Source organism: Janthinobacterium sp. PAMC25594, assembly GCF_019443505.1.
In the GTDB taxonomy this organism is placed as follows: Bacteria; Pseudomonadota; Gammaproteobacteria; order Burkholderiales; family Burkholderiaceae_D; genus Janthinobacterium.
In genome coordinates this window covers 1,955,891-1,974,761 of the sequence record NZ_CP080377.1, presented here as the reverse complement: position 1 = coordinate 1,974,761, position 18,871 = coordinate 1,955,891, and the positions used below count along the sequence as shown (strand labels likewise).

The window sequence follows — 18,871 nt, the reverse complement described above, 5'->3', positions numbered from 1 at the left end:
CGCCGCAGCGCCTTTTTTTACAACCTGCCCGTCAGTAATAGCAGGATCAGTATCACTACGACCAGGCCGGCGATGCTGCTGGGGCCGTAACCCCAGTTGCGGCTATGCGGCCAGGTAGGCAGGACGCCGACCAGGGCGAGGATCAAGATGATCAGAATGATGGTGCCCATGGCAACTCCTTGTTATCGTACGACTTATGCGGGATGGCGGACGCTTGCTGGCAAGCGCCGCCGAAAATTAATAGCGGTAGACGCGGCCGTCAACGACGCGCACGCGGTTGCCCGGGCGCAAATCATTCGCGCTGTCCTGCACCACGGTGCGGTATTCGCCGTTGTCGAGGCGCACGCTGATCTGGTAGGCCTGCGCTTGCTGCTTGCGGCCTTCCACCTGGTTGCCGACCAGGCCACCGGCGACGGCGCCCGCCACGGTGGCGGCCGTGCGTCCGCTGCCCGAACCGATGGTATTGCCCAGCAGGGCGCCGGCGATGCCGCCGACCACGGCGCCGGCGCCGCTGCTCTGTCCGCCGCCTTGCACGATCTGGATGGAGTCGACAGTGCCGTACATGGCGGACTCAGGCTGGTTGGCCGGGTAATACTGTTGTGACTGGGTAGGGCCGGTGGCGCAACCGCTGAGCACGGCGGTGGCAGCGAGCATCAGTGCAGCCAAGGTGGCGTTGGTTTTCATTTTATTCTCCTGACGAGGTGAGGGTGTAGTGCCATCTTAGTCACGCCCCTGTCCCCGGTCTGTACGCTGCCGCACGCACTTATTTGCTGTCGAAAATGGCGTTGTGGGTTGGAGCGACCCAGCAAAACGTTGTTATTTCTCCCTGACTGCCTTCCGCGTTCAAAATAAATTACTTGTGTACGGCAGCGTACAGAAGAGCGGCGGCGATCCACGTAAAACGGTAGTCATGCCAAGCAGACATGCTTGCTACCACCAGGGAGAAATACAACATGAACAAGAATAAGCTCTTCACCGCCATCGTCGTCAGCCTGGCATGCGCCGCCTGGGGCGGCCAGGCAGTGGCCGCCACGCCGGAAGCGAAAGCAGCCTACAAGGCGGCCAACGAACAGGCGGGCCTGAATTACAAGCTGGCACATGCCGAGTGCGAAAAAATCACGGGCAACCCGAAGGATGTCTGCATCGCCGAAGCGAAGGCCGTACGCGCCTACGATGAAGCAGTTGCTCAGGCGCAATATACGAATACCCTGCGTGCCTACACCAAGGCGCGCATCAAGATTGCCGATGCCAATTACGACGTCGACCTGGCCCGCTGCAATGCGCTGACGGGCAACGACAAGGATGTCTGCGTCAAGCTGGCCAAGTCCACCAAGGTGGCGGCCCTGGCTGACGCCAAGGCAGACAAGAAAGTCATCGAAGCGCGCAGCGATGCGCGTGAAGCAAAAAGAAAAGCCGAGTACAAGGTCGCGACAGAAAAATGCGATGCATTGGCCGGCGCAGCCAAGGATGACTGTATCAAGGCTGCAAAAACCCAGTTTGGCTACTGAGCTCCCTCCGGCGCGCAGTCACCACACTGGTATAAGAAGCTCATTGTGAGCACATTGATTGACCACTCCTAAGGAAAAAACCATGAAATTCACTAAATCTATCGCTACTGGCCTGTTCATCGCTTCCCTGTTCGCCGTTGCAGGTTGCGCTTCGACCCCAACCAAAGAAGGCACGGGCGAGTACCTGGACGACGCGGCCATCACCACCAAAGTGAAAGCCAGCATCTTCAATGAGCCTACCCTGAAATCGACGGAAATCAACGTTGAAACCTTCAAGGGCGTGGTTCAGCTGAGCGGCTTCGTTGCCCAGCCAGCCGATGCCGCCAAAGCGGGCGAAATTGCCCGTGGCGTCAAGGGCGTGAAGTCGGTGAAAAACGACATCCGCGTCAAGTAATGGCCTGACCTGCCGCAGTGCCCAGCCCCAGGGCTGGTCCTGCGGCCCTCCACCGACCGTCGCGGGAATCGCATGCATATCCAGCCTACAGATACCCCGCCCGAGCCGGTGGCGGCTGCCTCCACCGAGCCTGCCGGGCCACCTCCCGGCGCGCCCGTGGAGCAGCCAGACTCAACCTTGCGCCTGCCGCTGCATGTCAATGCGCGTGGCCTGGCCCTGGGCATCATCGCCACCGTCAGCTTCATCTATGCGCTGCAGTGGGCACAGAAATTCCTCATTCCCGTCATCTTCGGCATTTTCATTGCCTATACCCTCAATCCCGTCGTTACCTGGCTGGAAAAGCTGCGTCTGCCGCGCGCCATCGGCACCACGATCGTCACGGCCCTGATACTGTTCGGTTCCGTCGTCGTGATCGAGCGCGTGCAGGGCGAATTTGAATCCATCGTGGAAGAGTTGCCGGCCGCCACACAAAAACTGTCGCGGCTGATCGCCGAGAACACGGGCGGCAAGAACAGCACCTTCCAGAAGATGCAGGCCGTGGCCAATGCAATCGAGCAAGTGGCCGCCGGCGCCGAGGCCCGCCGCAACAACCGCGCCGCCGCCGCCGCCGAGGCGCCCAACTTCAAGATCATGGACTGGGTCTGGGCCGGCTCGCTGGGCCTGGTGGGCTTTCTCAGCCAGGCGACCATGGTCATCTTCCTCGTATTTTTCCTGCTGCTGTCGGGCAATACCTTCAAGCGCAAGCTCGTCAAGCTGACGGGACCGTCGCTGAGCCGCAAGAAGGTCACCGTGCACATCCTGGAAGACATCAATACCTCGATCCAGAACTATATGTTCATGCTGCTCGTCACGAATGTCTTGCTGGCCGTCCTGATGTGGATCGCCCTGCGCATGATCGGCCTGGAAAACGCGGGCGCCTGGGCCATCGTGGCCGGCTTGCTGCACATCATGCCGTATTTCGGCCCGCTGCTCATCACCATCGCCACGGGCCTGGTCGCCTTTTTGCAGTTCGAATCGCTGCAAATGGTCTTGCTGGTGACGGGCACGTCGATGGCCATCGCCACCCTGGTGGGCACCTTTGTCACCACCTGGATGACGGGACGCATCGCCCGCATGAATCCCACGGCCGTGTTCATCAGCCTGCTGTTCTGGGGTTGGTTGTGGGGCGTCTGGGGCTTGTTGCTGGGCGTGCCCATCATCGTCATGGTGAAGGTGGTGGCCGAGCGCGTGCAAGGCATGGAAGTGGTGGCCGAGCTGCTGGGCGAGTAGTTCTCTAACATGCAAACGGCGCCCGTGGGCGCCGTTTTGACATGCGTCAGTCCGTTCAGGACTGGTGGCGTTTCAGTATCTTGACTTGCACGTCGCCGTCGTCCGTCTTCGGCATGTCCTTCATGCTGCCCAGCTGCAGGGCGAACTGGCGCGTGAATTCGGCGCCCAGGAAGAAGATTTGCGCCGAGTAATACACCCACAGCAGCAGGGCCACCAGCGAACCGGCCGCGCCATAGCTGCTGGCCACGCCGCTATTGCCGATATACACGCCAATCGCATATTTCCCCAGGGAAAACATGAAGGCCGTGCCCACGGCGCCGATCAGCACGTCGCGCCAGGACAACCGTACGCGCGGCAGCATTTTATAGATGACGGCAAACAGGCTGGCGATGACGGCAAAGCCGATCAGGTTCGACAAAATGGTAAACAGCACGGCCGTGTCTTTCCACACGCCTTCCCAGAAGTTGGCGAGGATGGCCATGGCGGCGTTCACCACCAGCGACACCATCAGCAGGAAGGCCAGCACCAGCACCAGGCCGAAGGACAGCAAACGCGTGCGCAGCATGTCCCAGGCGCCCGCTTCCTTCAGCGGCGGTACTTGCCAGATTTCATCGAGACTGGCTTTCAGTTCGGCAAACACGCTGGTGGCGCCAAACAGCAGCAGGGCGCTGGCGATGAGGGTGGCGATGCGGCCCTGCTCATGGTTCTTCGCGCCGGCCAGTACCAGCTGGATGGCTTCGGCGCCCTGCGTGCCCAGCAAACCCTGCAGTTGACCCATCAGCTCGCCGCGCGCGGCGGCCGGACCATAGAAAAAGCCGGCGATGGCAATCACCAGCACGAGGATGGGGGCGATGGAAAACAGGGTGTAGTAGGCGAGGGCGGCGCCCTTGCTTGAAGCGCGGTGCTCCAGCCATTCGGTGACGGAACAGACGATGACGCTGCGCATTTGCTTGCCGAACGGCGCCAGGCCGGCCAGTCGGGGATAGCGGGTAGAAAAATTCATGATGACTTTCAATGCAAAAAAGGGGCGCGAGCCCCTTTTTTTATTCACAAGTGGCGTACCACTGTTGAGTTTACTGCACGCGGCGTTCGATGGTGATTTGTTCCACTTCAACGCGGCGGTTAGGTTCCAGGCACTTGATCAGGTCGGCACGCTTCTTGTTATCGCAGGTGACGACAGGATTGGTGGAACCCTTGCCTTCGGCCGTCAGGCGGTTGGCGGCCACACCATGGGCGACCAGGTATTCCTTGACTGCATCAGCGCGCTGCTGCGACAGTTTCAGGTTGTACTTGGGCGAGCCGATGCGGTCGGCATAACCACTGATGACGACGTTGTTGACGTCCGGCGCTGCGTTCAGCACGCGGGCGATTTCGTCGAGCTTGGTCTGTGTCGGACCCAGCTTGGCGCTGTCGAACGCGAACAGTTCCGTTGCCGCCATCGTCACTTTTTCAAAGCGTGCTGGCGGTGGTGGCGGTGGTGGTGGCGGCACGACCACGACGACTTCCTCGCGCACTGGCGGCGGTGGCGGTGGTGGCGGCGGTGCAGGCGGTTTGTCGAACGCGAAGTTCAGGCCCACGGTGACGTAGTAGTTGTTCGACTTGCTGCTCGGGTCGAAGGTATTGCCGCGCAGGAAACCGTGCACATTGCGTACGTCAGCCTGGAGGGACAATTGATCCGTGATGCTGGACTGGAAGCCCAGGCCCACGCTGGCGTACGGCGAACTCTTCGTGCGTTCACCGAAGGCGGAGCTGGTGTCCTTGTCGCGCTGCATGCCGGCACCGACCAGCAGGAAGGGACGGAAGGTTTTACGCGAGAACATGTACAGGCCGTCTACGCCCAGCGTATTTTGCTGGTAGCGCTGACCGCCATCCTTGGAGCGGGCGTACGTGGTGCCCAGCTGGATATCCCAGTCCGGGGAAACAGGTTTACCGAAACGCAAGCCTGCGCCATAGCCGGTTTTATCCGTGGCAAAGTCGGAATCTGGCTTGAGTGCGTTGATGCTAGGTTGAATGTACCAGGAGGGATTGATTTCCTGGGCCTGTGCGCCGAGGGCGGAGCACAGTACTGCGGCGGCAACGGCGATTTTTTTTAGATTATTCACAAGTAACTCCCAACGTTGATAAGAGATTTTCTCTGCTGCATCAATGCGACAACTGCCAGACATGCTATTGCTAGAGATAGACGATAGACAACAATTCCAGGTGCGCTTTCTTGCGATAAATGCACTGCTGTTGGACTAGAGAATACGGTTGCAGGTTCAACCAGTCGGTGCGTTGGCGCACAAAGCATTGTGGTATATCAATGGTGTTGCAGATTCACGACAAATACTTTGCTGTTGAAAAAAACTAATTCGCCTCGGGAAAGTTTTGCAATCACGGCCACTTCCGGGCGCCGCGACGGGAGGCAATCGTACGACTTGTTACTGGCATGCCACTGTATATTAGCAACAATGATGAGCTTGATAACTAATATTACATTGATGTTGTATTCCTGCCGCATTCGCTTGCCTTGTCTGGCTTCCTCCAGGCAACTTTTGCGCGCCGCAGCCAGCTCCGCCACTTTTCACCAAGGAGTTACCCGTGCCTGACCTTCCTCGTGTTTTTTCTTTCCCGCTGTCTGGCAAGCTGGGCCGGCTATGTCTGTCGCTGTCGCTGGGCCTGGCTATGCCGGCCTGGGCCGATAGCGGCGTGGCCCTGTTTTCACCGAGTGGCACGGTCAAGGCCGTGCGCCAGGTGCGGGCCCAGTTCGCCACGCCGATGGTGCCGTTCGGCGACATGGGCTTGCCCGCACCGTTCGCCATCGATTGCGGCAAGGCCGAGCCTGGCGTCGTGGCGGGTGCGGGGCGCTGGGCCGACGAGCGCAACTGGAATTATGATTTCGAGCGCGACTTGCCGGCCGGCGTGGCCTGCAGCTTCAGCTTGAAGCCGGGGTTGAAGGACCTGGCGGGCCAGCCTTTGCAGGGAACGACGTCGTACCGCTTTTCCACGGGCGGCCCGGCCATCGTCGAGGCCGTACCGTATGACGGCCAGCCGTATATCGATGAAAACCAGATCTTCGTGCTGGGCCTGGATGCCGCGCCGAACGAGGCCAGCGTGGCCGCGAACGCGTATTGCCGCGCCGACGGCATCAATGAAAAGATTCCCGTGCGCTTGTTCAAAGGCAAGGAACTGGAGCAGGTATTGACCCTGCGCAAGAGCTTCCTCGACCGCTACCTGACTGTCTACTTCAAGAAGCGGGGCACGGTCTGGAAAGTGGGCATGCCCGTCGCCAGCAAGGGCGCGCCGCCGCTGCCCGTCACCGTGCTGCAATGCAAGCGCAGCTTCCCCGCCAACGCCAAGGTCTCGCTCGTATGGGGCGAGGGCATCGCCAGCGCCAGCGGCATCGCCACGGACAAGGCGCAAACCCTGCAGTTCAAGACGCGGCCCGATTTCACGGCCAAATTCAGCTGCGAGCGCAGTAATCCCAAGGAACAGTGCATCCCCTTCCTGCCCATGCGCGTGCAATTTTCCGCGCCCGTGAGCGCGGCGCAGGTGCGCGCCATGACCCTGAAGGGCGGCGGCAAGACGTATGCGCCGACGATTTCCAAAGACGAAGAAAAAGCGGAATTCCTGTACGGCGCCACGTTCAACGGCCCCTTCCCCGTGCAAGCCAGTTTTGTGCTGAACTTGCCGCCGAAGCTGACGGATGACGCGGGCCGCGCCTTGCTCAACCGCGCGCGCTTTCCGATGACGGTGCGCACGGGGGAACAGCCGCCGCTGCTGAAATTCCCGGCCCCGTTCGGCATCATCGAAGCCAAGGGCGACGGCTTGTTGCCCGTCACCGTGCGCAATATCGAGCCCGTGCTGTCAGGCAAGGAAGTGACAACGCCATCGGCAGCCGCCACGGGCGCCACCTTGCGCGTGCCCGACAATGACGACAAGTTCATCATCGAGTGGATGCAGCGCCTGGCCGGCAATGGCGACGGGGGCGAGTACTGGCAACCGTACGCCCAGTATGCGGGCAACATGAGCAAATCCGTGCTGGCGGACGCCGCCGGCGCGCGCCCCATCAGCCTGCCACGTCCCGATGGCAAAAAAACCTTTGAAGTGATCGGCATTCCTTTGCTGAAACCGGGCTTCTATGTGGTCGAGCTGGCCAGTCCCATCCTCGGCAAGGTGTTGCTGGGCAAACCGACCACGGCGTACATCCGCACGGCCGCGCTGGTGACGAACCTGGCGGCGCATTTCAAGCATGGCGCGCAATCGTCGCTCGTGTGGGTGACGTCGCTGGACAAGGGCGCGCCTGTTGCGAAAGCGCAAGTGGCCGTGCGCGACTGCGCCGGCAAGCTGCTGTGGCAAGGCGCCACGGGCGCGGACGGCGTGGCGCACATCCCCGGCGAGCTGGCCAATTCCAGCTGCAAGAACAATGGCGGCTACTTTATCAGCGCGCGCAGCGGCGGCGACATGACGTTCACCCTGTCGGACTGGGTGGGCGGCATCGAAGCCTGGCGTTTCAATTTGCCCACGGACGACACGCGCGCCGACAACACCCTGCTGGCCACGGTATTCGACCGCACCCTGCTGCGCGCTGGCGAAACCGTGCACATGAAGCATTTCATCCGCAAGCACACGGCCGAGGGCATGAGCCTGGTCGACAAGAACAACGGTCCCGGCAGTGCCACCTCCGTCGTCATCACGCACCAGGGCAGCGACCAGAACTATCAATTACCGCTGCGCTGGTCGGCCAGCGGCACGGCGGAAAACGACTGGGGTATTCCCGCCGACGCCAAGCAGGGCGAATACAGCGTCACCATGGCGGGCCGCCCGTCCGGCAGTTTCCGCGTGGAAGCGTTCCGCGTGCCGACCATGAAAGCCGTGCTGCAGGGACCGAAAGCGCCCGCCGTGCAGGTCAGGCAGCTGGCCCTCGATGCACAAATCACGTATCTGGCCGGCGGTGCCGCCACGAATGCGCCCGTCAAGCTGCGCACGCTGCTGCAAGACAAGAGCGTGACGTTTGCCGACTATCCCGATGTCAGCTTCAGCAATGGCGACGTGAAGGAAGGCCTGGTGAAGCAGGGCACGGGCTACGACGACGATGAGGGCGAGTGGCAGGACGAAGGCCGTGGCGGCCCCTCTGGCGCCGGAGCGGCTGCCGCGCGCACGCAAAGCTTGACCCTGGACAAGGCCGGCGGCGCGCGCATCGTCATCGACCAGCTGCCGCAGCTGTCCGTGCCGCGCGACCTTGTGGCGGAAATGGCGTTCCAGGATGCAAATGGCGAGACGGCCTCGGTTGCCACGCGCGTACCGCTGTGGCCATCGAATGTTGTGATCGGCATCAAGCCCGACGCCTGGGCCTTGAGCAAGGATGCCTTCAAGTTCACGGTGGCCGTGCTCGGTACCAATGGCAAGCCCGTGGCGAATGCGCCGGTCGCCGTCGACTTCTTCCAGCGCAACAGTTACTCGCACCGCCGGCGCCTGATCGGCGGCTTCTATGCGTATGAAAACAGCAGCGAAGTCGTCAAGCTGGGCCCGGCTTGCTCTGGCAAGACGGACAACAAGGGCCTGTTGATGTGTGATGTGAAGGCGCCCGCCAGCGGCAATCTGATTTTGCGCGCCCGCACGCAGGATGCAGCCGGCAACGCGGCCGTCGCCAACCGCGAAACCTGGGTGGCTGGCAGCGGCGACTGGTGGTTCAACGCCAGCGACAATGACCGTATCGATGTATTGCCGGAAAAGAAACGCTATGAGCCGGGCCAGGAAGCGAGCTTGCAGGTGCGCATGCCGTTCCGTTCGGGCACGGCACTGATCACGGTCGAGCGCGAAGGCATCCTCGACACCTATGTGCGCCAGCTCAATGGCCGGGAACCGGTGGTGAATATCCCGGTCAAACCGAACTACGCGCCGAATGTATATGTGTCCGTGTTTGTCGTGCGCGGGCGTGTCGATGGCGTGCAGCCGACGGCTCTGGTCGACCTGGGCAAGCCGGCCTACAAGATGGGCATCGCACCGCTGAACGTGGGGTGGCAGGCGCATGAGCTGAACGTCATGGTGGTGTCCGACAAGGAAGTGTACAAGACGCGCGACAAGGCGGAGGTTTCCGTGCGCGTGCGCCGCGCCGACGGCAAGGCCTTGCCTGCCGGCGCTGAAGTGGCGCTGGCGGCCGTCGACACGGGGCTGCTGGAACTGATGCCCAACGATAGCTGGAAGTTGCTCGATACCATGATGGCGCAGCGCAGCCTGCAGGTGGAAACGGCGACGGCGCAGATGCAGGTGATCGGCAAGCGCCACTTCGGCCGCAAGGCCTTCCCGGCCGGCGGTGGCGGCGGCAAGGGTGCCAGCCGCGAACTGTTCGACACCTTGCTGTTCTGGAAGGGCACCGTCAAGCTCGACGCCAAGGGCGAAGCGACGGTGCAAGTACCGCTCAACGATTCCTTGACGGGCTTCCGTATCGTCGCCATCGCCAGCGCGGGCAAGGAATTGTTCGGCACGGGCAGCACGGACATCCGCAGCTCGCAAGATTTAATTTTGATGTCGGGCTTGCCGACCCTCGTGCGCGAAGGCGACCAGCTGCGCGCCGGCTTTACGGTGCGCAACACCTCGGCCGCCTCCTTGAGCGTGGAACTGAACGCCACGGCGGCCGGCAAGGCCTTGCCGCGCCAGAGCTTGACGTTGGCGGCCGGCGAAGCGCGCGAAACGGGCTGGGATTACCAGGTGCCGCTCGGCGCGCAGAATATCGTGTGGGAGATCGTCGCGAAGGCGGGCAGCGGGCTTGGCAACACCTCCGATAAACTGAAAATCACGCAAAAAGTGGGCCAGGCCACGCCCGTGCGCACGTACCAGGCCACCTTGCTGCAGATCGACAAGCCCGTCAATATGTCCGTGCAAATGCCGGCCGGCGCCTTGCCGGGCAGGGGCGGCATCCAGACCAGCTTTGTCGCCAAGCTGGGCGGCGAGCTGCCCGGCGTGCGCGAATACATGGCCGCCTACCCGTACACCTGTTTCGAGCAGAACACGTCGAAGGCCATCGCCCTGCAAGACCAGGAGGCGTGGAACAAGCTGGCCGCCAGCCTGCCCGCCTACCTGGACAGCGACGGCTTGCTGAAATACTTCCCCATCATGGAGCAGGGCAGCGACAGCCTGACGGCGTATGTACTGTCGGCCACCAGGGAAGCGGGCTATGCGATTCCCGAACAGACGAAAAACCGCATGGAAGCAGCCTTGACGGCCTTCGTGCAGGGCCGCATCGTGCGCCATTCCGCGCTGGCCACGACCGACCTGGCCGTGCGTAAACTCGCTGCGCTGGAAGCGTTGTCGCGTTCCAATAAAGTGCCGCCCGATGCGCTGGAGAGCATCAGCATCAGCCCGAACCTGTGGCCGACCTCGGCCGTCATCGACTGGAGCTTGTTGCTGCAACGCACGCCAAGCCTGGCGCGCCGCGATGCCTTGCTGGCCGAGGCGCAGCAGATTCTGCGTTCGCGCCTGAACTTCCAGGGCACGACCATGGGCTTTTCCACCGAGCGCAAGGATAACTGGTGGTGGCTGATGGTCTCCGGCGACGTCAACGCCAACCGTTTATTACTGGCCGTGATGGACGACCCGGCATGGAAGGACGATATCGGCCGCCTGGTGCGCGGCAGCATGGGGCGCCAGAAGAAGGGGCGCTGGGATACCACGGTGGCCAACGCCTGGGGCACCCTTGCCATCAATAAGTTCTCGGCCAAGTTCGAATCCACGCCAGTGACGGGCGCCAGCGCCGTCAAGCTGGGCGGCGATACGCAAGCGCTCGTGTGGAATGGCGCGGCGAAAGTCGGCCCCGTGCTGCAGGCGTGGCCGAAGGGCACGGACACGCTGGGCCTGGCGCACAGCGGCACGGGTAAACCGTGGGCCACGGTGCAAAGCCTGGCGGCCATCCCGCTCAAGGCGCCCGTGTCCAGCGGTTACACGATCAAGAAAACCATTACGCCAGTGGAACAGAAAACCACAGGCCTATGGTCGCGCGGTGATGTCTACCGCGTGCGCCTGGATCTGTCGGCGCAAGCGGACATGAGCTGGGTGGTGGTCGACGACCCGATTCCCGCCAGCGCCACCGTGCTGGGCAATGGCCTGGGGCGCGATTCGCAGCTGCTGACGGCCGGTGAAAAATCCACGGGCTGGGTCTGGCCCACGTTCGAGGAGCGGGCGTTTGATGCTTTCCGCGCCTACTACGCCTTCGTGCCGAAGGGCAACTGGAGCGTGGAATACACGGTGCGCCTGAACAATGCGGGGGATTTCAGCCTGCCGGCCACGCGCATCGAAGCCATGTATTCGCCCGAGATGTTTGGCGAGTCGCCGAACGCGAATGTGAAGGTGAGGCAGTGAAAGGGTTTGTTTTACTGATGGGCTGCCTGCTGGCCGGCCCGGTCTTCGCTGAAGCGATATTGACGCCGGCCCAGGTGCAGGCTGCCTACCGCAGTTCGGAAGCGCAGTTGCTGGACCGCAGCGGCGCGCCCTTGCAATCCTTGCGCGTGGACATGAAAGTGCGGCGCTTGCCGTGGGTGCCGCTGGCCGACATCTCTCCCGCCGTGCAGCAGGCCGTGCTGCTGGCGGAAGACCAGCGCTTCATGCGCCATGGCGGCGTGGATGTGTCCGCGCTGGCCACGGCTGCCTGGGATAATCTGTTTTCCAAGAAACCTCGCGGCGCCTCGACCATCACCATGCAGCTGGCGGGCCAGCTGGACGCGGACTTGCAGGCGTCCTCGGGCGGCCGCAGCCTGCGCCAGAAATGGGACCAGATGCGCGCGGCGCAAGCCATCGAGGACAGCTGGAGCAAGGCGCAGATTTTTGAAGCGTATTTGAACCTCGTATCGTTCCGTGGCGAGCTGCAGGGCATCGCATCCGCCTCGTACAGCCTGTTCGGCAAGGCGCCGTCCGGCCTGAATCAGACGGATGGCATCATCCTGGCCAGCCTGGTGCGGGCGCCAAACGCGCCGCCGGCCACCGTCACGCGCCGTGCCTGCGCGCTGGCCAAAGAGTGGCGCATGGACAGCAGTTGCCAGCTGATTGGCCAGCGCGTGCAGACGGCCTTGCAGCGCACGGCCCTGTACGCCGACCTCGCGCCGGCGCCGCAGGTGGCGCAGCAGCTGCTCAAGCAATCGGGCGCGTCCGTGCGTAGCACCCTCGACGGTCCCTTGCAGCGCTTCGCGCAGGAAAACTTGCGCCAGCAGCTGGGATCTTTGCGCGAGCGCAATGTCAACGACGGCGCCATCATCGTGCTCGACAACCGCAGCGGCGACATCCTCGCCTATGTCGGCAATGCGGGCGGCAGCCACGTCGATGGCGTGACGGCCCTGCGCCAGGCGGGTTCCACCCTGAAGCCTTTCCTGTATGAACTGGCCATCGAGCGCCGGCTGATGACGGCCGCCTCCGTCATGGACGACTCGCCGCTCGACGTCGCCACCGCGTCGGGCATGTATGCGCCGCAAAACTACGACCGCAATTTCAAGGGTTACGTCAGCGCCCGCACCAGCCTGGCCAGTTCCCTCAACATTCCCGCCGTGCGCACGGTGCTGCTGACGGGACAGGACGGCTTCTACAACCGCCTGAAGGACGTGGGCCTGTCCAGCCTGACGGAACCGGCCGAATACTACGGCCCCTCGCTGGCGCTGGGCTCATCGGAAGTGACCCTGCTGGAACTGGCCAACGCCTACCGCGCGCTGGCCAATGGCGGGTTGTACAGCACGGCCAGCCTGCAGCCGGGGCAGGCGGGCAAGGACCGGCGCCGCGTGATGGAAGCGGGCGCCGCCTTCATCGTCGGCGACATCCTGGCCGACCGCGCCGCGCGCAGCATGACCTTTGGCTTGCGCAACGAGCTGGGAACGAATTTCTGGAGCGCCGTCAAGACGGGCACGAGCAAGGATATGCGCGACAACTGGTGCATGGGCTACTCGGAGCGCTATACGGTGGGCGTCTGGGTGGGCAATTTCGACGGCAAGCCCATGTGGGACGTGTCGGGCGTGACGGGCGCCGCGCCCGTGTGGCGCGACGTGATGGATTACCTGCACAAGAACGTGCCCAGCCACGCCCCGAAAGCGCCGTCCGGCGTGCTGCAGCAGATGGTGGCGTACCAGCCCGCGCTGGAAGCGCCGCGCCGCGAATGGTTTATCACTGGCACGGAAAGCCCCGTCATCGCCGTGCTGGGCGACACCGTCAAACCGCCCGCCATCGTCTATCCGGCCGAGGACAGCATCCTCGCCATCGACCCCGACATCCCGCCCGCCCTGCAGCGCGTGTTCTTCCAGGCGCAGGGCAGCCGCGGCTTGCGCTGGGTGCTCGACGGCAAGGATATGGGCGCGGCCCTTGACAGCATCAGCTGGCGCCCTGTGCCGGGCAAGCATGCGCTGGCCCTCGTTGACGATGCCGGCAAGACGGTGGCGCAGGTGGCGTTCCAGGTGCGGGGCAATGCGCTGGCGCAGCTTGCCGTACAGGGTAAATAATCAGTTCGCTGGATAATTCGCCGGGTCGATGGCCGGCGTGGCGTAATGCCGCAGCACGTCGCCGCCGTGCGGGTGTTTTTGCGTACGGCGTTTTTCGTCCGATGGCGGGCTGACCAGCACGATGGTCGCTTCGTCCGGGTTGCGCAAATTCACCACCGCGCTGACGCCGCCATCGCGGTAGCTGCCCATCACGGCGATGGCCATCTGCACGAACAGGGTGGCCGCGCCCGTGTTGCCCAGGCGCTGATCCGTGTCTATCCATTGCGCCGTATTGCCGCTGTCGAGTTCCGTGCCGCCATCTTCCGCATGTTTCAGCAAGGTCTTGTGCAGTGTCACCAGTTGGGCCTGATTGCCGCCCGTCGCGGCGACCAGGCGCGCCGGCGCGGCGGGACGCTCCGCTTCCGGCAAGCTGCGCAAGGCTTGCTGCCAGCCCGCCTGCAACGCTTGTTCGCGCTGGTCGCGCCGCGCGAGCGGCTTGCCGTGTTCATCCGTCATCTTGATAAAAGTCGGCCGGTGGATGAAGCCGAAGGTCGGCAGACGATCCAGCTGGGCCAGTTGTTCCTTGTTGAAGGGCAAGGGAAACCAGGGCGTGGGTTGCCAGTCTTTGGGTGGCTGATAAGTCTTGTGCTGGAGCCTGTCGACCATGCTGAACGTGCCCGTGCCGCGGATGTCGGAACGCCGGGCGAATTGAGCGGCGACGGGCAGCCATTCGGCGATGCTGGGCTGGCGCCGGGTGATGGCTGTCGGATCAGTTTCCAGACGTGCCTGCGGCACGGTTCCCATCAACTCATAGTAAGCCAGGTATAGCCGCCGCGCCACGCCGTAGGTATTCAAATCGTCGACGCTGTCTTCAGGCGGGGCGTCCTCATACGCAAACTTTCGCACGGCATCGATGCGTTCGCGCCGCGCCAGCACGAACAAGGCGGAGGCGTCGGGCATTTCGGGGATGTAGCGGCCGTCTCTTGTGAGCGGTGGCGAGTTGTCCGGGCTGTACAGATCGCGCGTGGGCATGCTGTCTTCCGAATTGAGCACGATGTAGGGCACGTCGGGATGGGTATCGAAGAAGGCGAATACGTCTTCCAGTATGCGGTCTGGGTGTTCGCTCAGACGGCGCGGACCGGAGGCAAACAAGTGCCAGTGCATACCTGATGACGTGGCGCCACCGGCCAGGCCTATGGCTGGCGAATCTGGGCGATCCAGCATGCGCGAATTAAAGATAGGTGGTTCCGCGTTAAAGACGGGAACACCGAAATACATGGGGGTATCCCTCGCCCCATTTTCCAGCGTGTCACCACCGGCCACCTGCTATCCCAGCTCTTTGCATGGCATCCCAGGTGTATTTTTCCTTGTCCTGTTCGCGGATGCTGGCATAGGCATTACCCTGTTGCAGCGCTTCCCACAGTTTGCCCTGCCGGTATTTGTCCAGGGTGACGCCCAGACCGATCACTTCCAGCACATATTCACGCTTGTCCTGCTCGGTGGGTGCCGCCTGTTGCACTTGCGGCTTTGTGACGGCCACAGGCTCGGACGAATGCAGCCAGCGAGAACCGAGCAATGTGGCAGCTACAATGGGTGGGATCAGCAACAGCCATTGCAGGTGGTGCCATATTTTGCTGCTCATCGTGGACTCCAGTAAATAAGAAGGACTGATCAATACAGACCCAAGCAATAGCAGAGTCATCAATGCGAGGGCTACGCAGACGGGGTAGAGCAAGTTTGGGAAAAAGTTTCTCATCTTGGAATGTCATCGCTGGCTTTATGTACGAAAGGAGTGACGACCGATTCGGTACGCCTGCCATTCACTGTTTCACAAACGACGGTAGACGGCAGGCCTGCTTGCAATGCGGGCACAAAGGCCGGTAATTCTCCCGAACTGTAATAATGGGCATTACCTTCAATGATTTGCTTGCGTTGTAGAGGTTCTGCAGCCCAATAGATTTCAAATTTTTTCATGAAATCCTCCCATCTCAGGATGGATTTTCTTATAGGATTTTTTTTGTCGTTTTGCAGCCGCCAATCCGCCACCGCACACAAATACTGGTAAAACTTCGGATCGCTGCTCGCCTTGCCGCTACCGATGGCCACGTCATATGCCGTCACGTTGCGGTGGTTTTCCGCATTGCCGATGATGGCCCCGTGGAAGGATTTTGGGCTGACCTCGTTCTGCCAGCGTTTGCGCGCCTGGTTCGGGGTTTCCAGTGGATCGATGTACAGCAGGTCGCCGCCGCGCGGGTAGCGGGCGACGCGTTCCAGCTTGCGCCAGTCTCCCGGTTCTTTGCCCCGATTGAGAGCTTGCTCCACCTGTTTGAGTGCGGACGGACTGAAGGGGCCATAGTTGTATTCCGATTTCCGGTCGTGCAGGGGGCGAGGATCGTCGACGACTTCCCTCGGAAGTTTTCGCACGCCTTTTTTACTGGTAATGGCGATGGCCGCATCGATCGGATCGACCTCTTCGCACGGTCCTTGCTGGTCGCGCGGCAGCTTGGCCTGGTCGGAATCCTTGGGGAATTGCCCAGGGCGGATCTCGCCGCCGTCCAGCACGGCCGCCCTGGGCGCGCGCAGCGCTTCGCCATTGATCGTGCGCAAGCCTTCGCGCCGGCCCGCTTCCGTTGAAAAGATATTCCATTTGCCGGGTTTGACGGGCGGCCATGGTGCCTCGTCATGGTTGCCGCGATGGCCACGGTTGGCGCCGGCCACGTGGGCGTGGTCGTCCTCGCCTTCCAGGCGCAGGGCGAAGTCGTGCGGCGGCTGGCCGACCAGCACCGGCCCGCTATTCTTGCCAGCTGCATTGGACCGCTGTTTGTTGGTAAAGACCCGCTGGTAAAATCCCGCCCCTAGTTCCGCCAGCGGCTTGCGCATTTGATACTCCTTTTCCCAAGTAGTGGGACCGGCGCCCCAGATACCTCCCTCCTTCTTGCCCTTGCTTGTCGACAGGCCATGGCCGTTCTGATGATCGGGTACGCCCTGCCAGCCGATGCCCTGCATATTGTCCAGCGCCACCGTCATGTCCTCGGGACAAAAGTACAGGTAGACCTTGCCCCGGTTGTCGCGGTCCGCCTCCGCGCGCCATGCCGCGCCCGCCATGCCGTGACAGACGGCGTGATCCTTGATCTGCGCAAAAGCGGGTGTGGCATGTTTTTTTGCCACCACGCCCTGCACGATCTGCACCAGCGTTTGCAGGCGCGCATGGAAGGTCTGGCGGTCGTTGATGGCCATGTACTGCTTGCGCATGACCGCATCCTGGCCACCGCCGAAGATGCGGCTCGCCTCCGCGGTACCGAAAAACATGGTGGTGTCTTCCACCAGGCTGTAGGGTGGGTGCGTGAGGATCAAGGTGTCGGCGGGCCGCTTGCCTTCGTCGAGCAGGAAGGCCTGCGCCAGCAGCGAGATCAGACAGCCCTGGCTGTGCGCGACGATGGAAACCACGTCGTTGCTGTCGTAGTCACGGATCATGGCAATGAGCGCGGCCAGGCGCTTGGCGGCCAGCACCATGTACATGCGGCCCGGCGCCGTCATCAGTGGGCGTACGGGGTCGCCGCCCACGTCGTACGGCGAGAACAAGCCCTTGTTCCACATGTCGGGCAGGGTATTGGTGGCATTGCCGAACGGGCCGCCATTCTTCGACATGTCCTTGTCCAGGCGGTTGCCGTAGCGGTCCGTGTTCTGGCCGTTGACCACTTTGCTGGCGTTGCCTTGTTCGCGAAAGCCCCAGTAAAACGGGATCACGGGGCTGTACGTCGTATCGTCAGGCTGGCGCTTGAAATAGATGGCGTCCGGATCGGCGATCACTTCACGCTTATCGGATTCCTGCGGCATACGGTAAGCGGCCGGGGTGAACACATGGCCGCCGCCATACATGCGCGCGTCGAGTCCCTGGCATAAACCCTTTTCCACGGCGCCAAAACTGGTGCCCACGTCATTGACGCCATGGATGACGATGATGTTGCCGGGTAGTTCGGGGCGGATGCGCACGATGGCGTCCTGCATGCGGTCGCAGTGCAGCAGGGCGTTACTCTTGCCGCTGACATACGGAAGTTTGGGATACGCCATCGCCGCTCCATGCTGACCAGACAGGACAGTGTAGAGGCGCGCGATGGCGGATTAGTTGTGCTTGCGCAAACTTTGCCGGAAAGGAGGCAGCGTTGCCGTGGATGCAGCCTCTACCGGCTGGCCGGCTTGCCCTTGGCCAGCTTGCTGTCCGCCAGCCCCGGCGCGCCCCATAGCAGGCCCATCCAGATGCAGAACGACAGGCCGCGGTGCAGTGATGCGAAGCACAGGCCGAAAATCAGGCTGCGCGCGAACAGGTTCGTGTTTGGCACGTTGGCACTGTCGAGCAGGAACAGGGTGGCGACGGCGGCGACCGTCATGACGGGCAGCATGAACCACCATTTGCGTTCGATCGGCGACATAGTTTGCTGATAAGAAGTGTGTCACCGATTCTAACGCAATATTGTCAAAGTATTTAGGGTGCGCTGATGATGTTCGTCAATGCGATGCGATACGCGGGCTGCACCTCGCCATCCTGGCCCAGCTTGTCCGTCATGATCACGCCGTAGCCCTGCGCATACCACACGTATTCGCCGCTTTTGCCTTTGCTTTTGCCGCCCACGTCACGCAGTTCGAACTTGCAGGCGTCGGGGAAGCGGCGCCCGCCCAGTTCCAGGCGTTCCCTGCCCAGGAAGGTGATCGAGAAATCGCGTTTATCCGTGCGCGTGGAGGTGGTGATCTTGTCGGACAGGCCGGCCAGCGGGTAGTGGGTGCTCGTTTGCGTGTCCGTGAACTGCACGCGCACTTCCTGGCCGGGGCGCATGGCGGCGGGTATGGCGGACTGCGGCGTGTAGACGTTCTTGCTGCGCACGCTGCCGTCTTCGTTGTAATGGACCATGCCGGTCAGAAAGACCTGGCCGTCGCGGATGTCCTGGTAGGACGTGGCCAGCAAGACGCCGCCGTCGAGGATCAGCTGGATACCCTTGAGTTTCTTGCCTTCGAAGACTTCCTCGACGTTGACTTGCGCATCGCCATTGTTCTTGCTGAACTTGATGCCCGTCGTCAGTTCCATGCACTCGCCCACCGTCGGCGCCGCCTGTACGCCCGCGGCGGCCAATACGCCTGCCGCCACCATCGTTTGCCATGCTGCTTTCATTGCCATCCTTGTTATTTCTTAATGATGCGATGATAGCGTGCGGCTACTGTTCACTTGTGCACGATTGCCTTATGCTTGAGCTGCAGGCGGCATCAGGACCACCTGC

Annotated in this window: 14 protein-coding genes; 5 read left to right on the top strand and 9 right to left on the bottom strand. The window is 62.2% G+C overall.

Going from position 1 to position 18,871, the window contains the following annotated elements; translation table 11 throughout:
* Positions 1 to 17: 17 nt before the first annotated feature.
* Complete coding sequence (locus tag KY494_RS08715) at positions 18 to 170, bottom strand: DUF3309 family protein (RefSeq protein ID WP_219890640.1); 153 nt, start codon at positions 168 to 170, stop codon at positions 18 to 20.
* Positions 171 to 237: 67 nt separating this feature from the next.
* Positions 238 to 684 carry a glycine zipper 2TM domain-containing protein gene (locus KY494_RS08710; protein WP_219890639.1) on the bottom strand — a complete coding sequence of 149 codons (447 nt, stop codon included), beginning with the start codon at positions 682 to 684 and terminating at the stop codon, positions 238 to 240.
* A gap of 269 nt (positions 685 to 953) precedes the next feature.
* On the opposite strand from KY494_RS08710, the gene KY494_RS08705 reads away from it, so the two are divergent.
* The 3 genes from KY494_RS08705 (at position 954) to KY494_RS08695 (ending at position 3,171) form a co-directional block, all read left to right on the top strand.
* On the top strand, positions 954 to 1,508 hold the full coding sequence (locus tag KY494_RS08705) for a hypothetical protein (RefSeq protein ID WP_071078642.1): 555 nt from the start codon (positions 954 to 956) through the stop codon (positions 1,506 to 1,508).
* An 82-nt stretch (positions 1,509 to 1,590) separates the two neighbouring features.
* Entirely contained in the window at positions 1,591 to 1,902 is a 312-nt protein-coding gene (locus tag KY494_RS08700; RefSeq protein WP_219890638.1) for a BON domain-containing protein, read from the top strand.
* Between the two features lie 177 nt (positions 1,903 to 2,079).
* On the top strand, positions 2,080 to 3,171 hold the full coding sequence (locus tag KY494_RS08695) for an AI-2E family transporter (protein ID WP_219135760.1): 1,092 nt from the start codon (positions 2,080 to 2,082) through the stop codon (positions 3,169 to 3,171).
* Positions 3,172 to 3,226: 55 nt separating this feature from the next.
* On the opposite strand, the gene KY494_RS08690 is transcribed toward KY494_RS08695, so the two are convergent.
* Together KY494_RS08690 and KY494_RS08685 are read right to left on the bottom strand one after the other, a co-directional pair.
* Entirely contained in the window at positions 3,227 to 4,174 is a 948-nt protein-coding gene (locus tag KY494_RS08690; protein ID WP_219135685.1) for a YihY/virulence factor BrkB family protein, read from the bottom strand.
* A gap of 70 nt (positions 4,175 to 4,244) precedes the next feature.
* Positions 4,245 to 5,273 (bottom strand): OmpA family protein, encoded by a 1,029-nt coding sequence (locus KY494_RS08685; protein ID WP_219890637.1) that lies wholly within the window; start codon positions 5,271 to 5,273, stop codon positions 4,245 to 4,247.
* 478 nt (positions 5,274 to 5,751) lie between these two features.
* Here KY494_RS08685 and KY494_RS08680 point away from each other — a divergent pair, with 478 nt between their 5' ends.
* Positions 5,752 to 11,508, top strand: coding sequence for an alpha-2-macroglobulin (locus KY494_RS08680; RefSeq protein WP_258194754.1), 5,757 nt, complete (start codon positions 5,752 to 5,754; stop codon positions 11,506 to 11,508).
* Between the two features lie 17 nt (positions 11,509 to 11,525).
* Positions 11,526 to 13,622, top strand: a complete 2,097-nt coding sequence (gene pbpC / locus KY494_RS08675) for a penicillin-binding protein 1C (RefSeq protein WP_219891535.1) — start codon at positions 11,526 to 11,528, stop codon at positions 13,620 to 13,622.
* Here pbpC and KY494_RS08670 read toward each other — a convergent pair whose 3' ends face one another.
* The 5 genes from KY494_RS08670 to KY494_RS08650 all read right to left on the bottom strand — a co-directional run bounded on the left by KY494_RS08670 (position 13,623) and on the right by KY494_RS08650 (position 18,765).
* The gene (locus KY494_RS08670) at positions 13,623 to 14,825 is read right to left on the bottom strand and encodes a hypothetical protein (protein WP_375143467.1); all 1,203 of its coding nucleotides are present in this window, start codon (positions 14,823 to 14,825) and stop codon (positions 13,623 to 13,625) included.
* Between the two features lie 85 nt (positions 14,826 to 14,910).
* Positions 14,911 to 15,243, bottom strand: a complete 333-nt coding sequence (locus tag KY494_RS08665; protein WP_219890635.1) for a DUF2875 family protein — start codon at positions 15,241 to 15,243, stop codon at positions 14,911 to 14,913.
* A 110-nt stretch (positions 15,244 to 15,353) separates the two neighbouring features.
* Entirely contained in the window at positions 15,354 to 17,672 is a 2,319-nt protein-coding gene (locus tag KY494_RS08660; RefSeq protein WP_219890634.1) for a DUF3274 domain-containing protein, read from the bottom strand.
* 110 nt (positions 17,673 to 17,782) lie between these two features.
* Positions 17,783 to 18,031, bottom strand: a complete 249-nt coding sequence (locus KY494_RS08655; RefSeq protein ID WP_219135681.1) for a hypothetical protein — start codon at positions 18,029 to 18,031, stop codon at positions 17,783 to 17,785.
* A 53-nt stretch (positions 18,032 to 18,084) separates the two neighbouring features.
* Positions 18,085 to 18,765, bottom strand: coding sequence for a hypothetical protein (locus KY494_RS08650; RefSeq protein WP_219890633.1), 681 nt, complete (start codon positions 18,763 to 18,765; stop codon positions 18,085 to 18,087).
* Positions 18,766 to 18,871 lie beyond the last annotated feature (106 nt).

Excerpts from the sequence above, each read along its gene's own strand:
- KY494_RS08710 (WP_219890639.1), bottom strand. The coding sequence starts at position 684 with ATGAAAACCAACGCCACCTTGGCTGCACTGATGCTCGCTGCCACCGCC.
- KY494_RS08700 (WP_219890638.1), top strand. The coding sequence starts at position 1,591 with ATGAAATTCACTAAATCTATCGCTACTGGCCTGTTCATCGCTTCCCTG.
- KY494_RS08650 (WP_219890633.1), bottom strand. The coding sequence starts at position 18,765 with ATGAAAGCAGCATGGCAAACGATGGTGGCGGCAGGCGTATTGGCCGCC.
- KY494_RS08670 (WP_375143467.1), bottom strand. The coding sequence starts at position 14,825 with ATGCTGGATCGCCCAGATTCGCCAGCCATAGGCCTGGCCGGTGGCGCC.
- KY494_RS08690 (WP_219135685.1), bottom strand. The coding sequence starts at position 4,174 with ATGAATTTTTCTACCCGCTATCCCCGACTGGCCGGCCTGGCGCCGTTC.
- KY494_RS08665 (WP_219890635.1), bottom strand. The coding sequence starts at position 15,243 with ATGAGCAGCAAAATATGGCACCACCTGCAATGGCTGTTGCTGATCCCA.
- KY494_RS08655 (WP_219135681.1), bottom strand. The coding sequence starts at position 18,031 with ATGTCGCCGATCGAACGCAAATGGTGGTTCATGCTGCCCGTCATGACG.
- pbpC (WP_219891535.1), top strand. The coding sequence starts at position 11,526 with ATGGGCTGCCTGCTGGCCGGCCCGGTCTTCGCTGAAGCGATATTGACG.
- KY494_RS08660 (WP_219890634.1), bottom strand. The coding sequence starts at position 17,672 with ATGGCGTATCCCAAACTTCCGTATGTCAGCGGCAAGAGTAACGCCCTG.
- KY494_RS08705 (WP_071078642.1), top strand. The coding sequence starts at position 954 with ATGAACAAGAATAAGCTCTTCACCGCCATCGTCGTCAGCCTGGCATGC.
- KY494_RS08715 (WP_219890640.1), bottom strand. The coding sequence starts at position 170 with ATGGGCACCATCATTCTGATCATCTTGATCCTCGCCCTGGTCGGCGTC.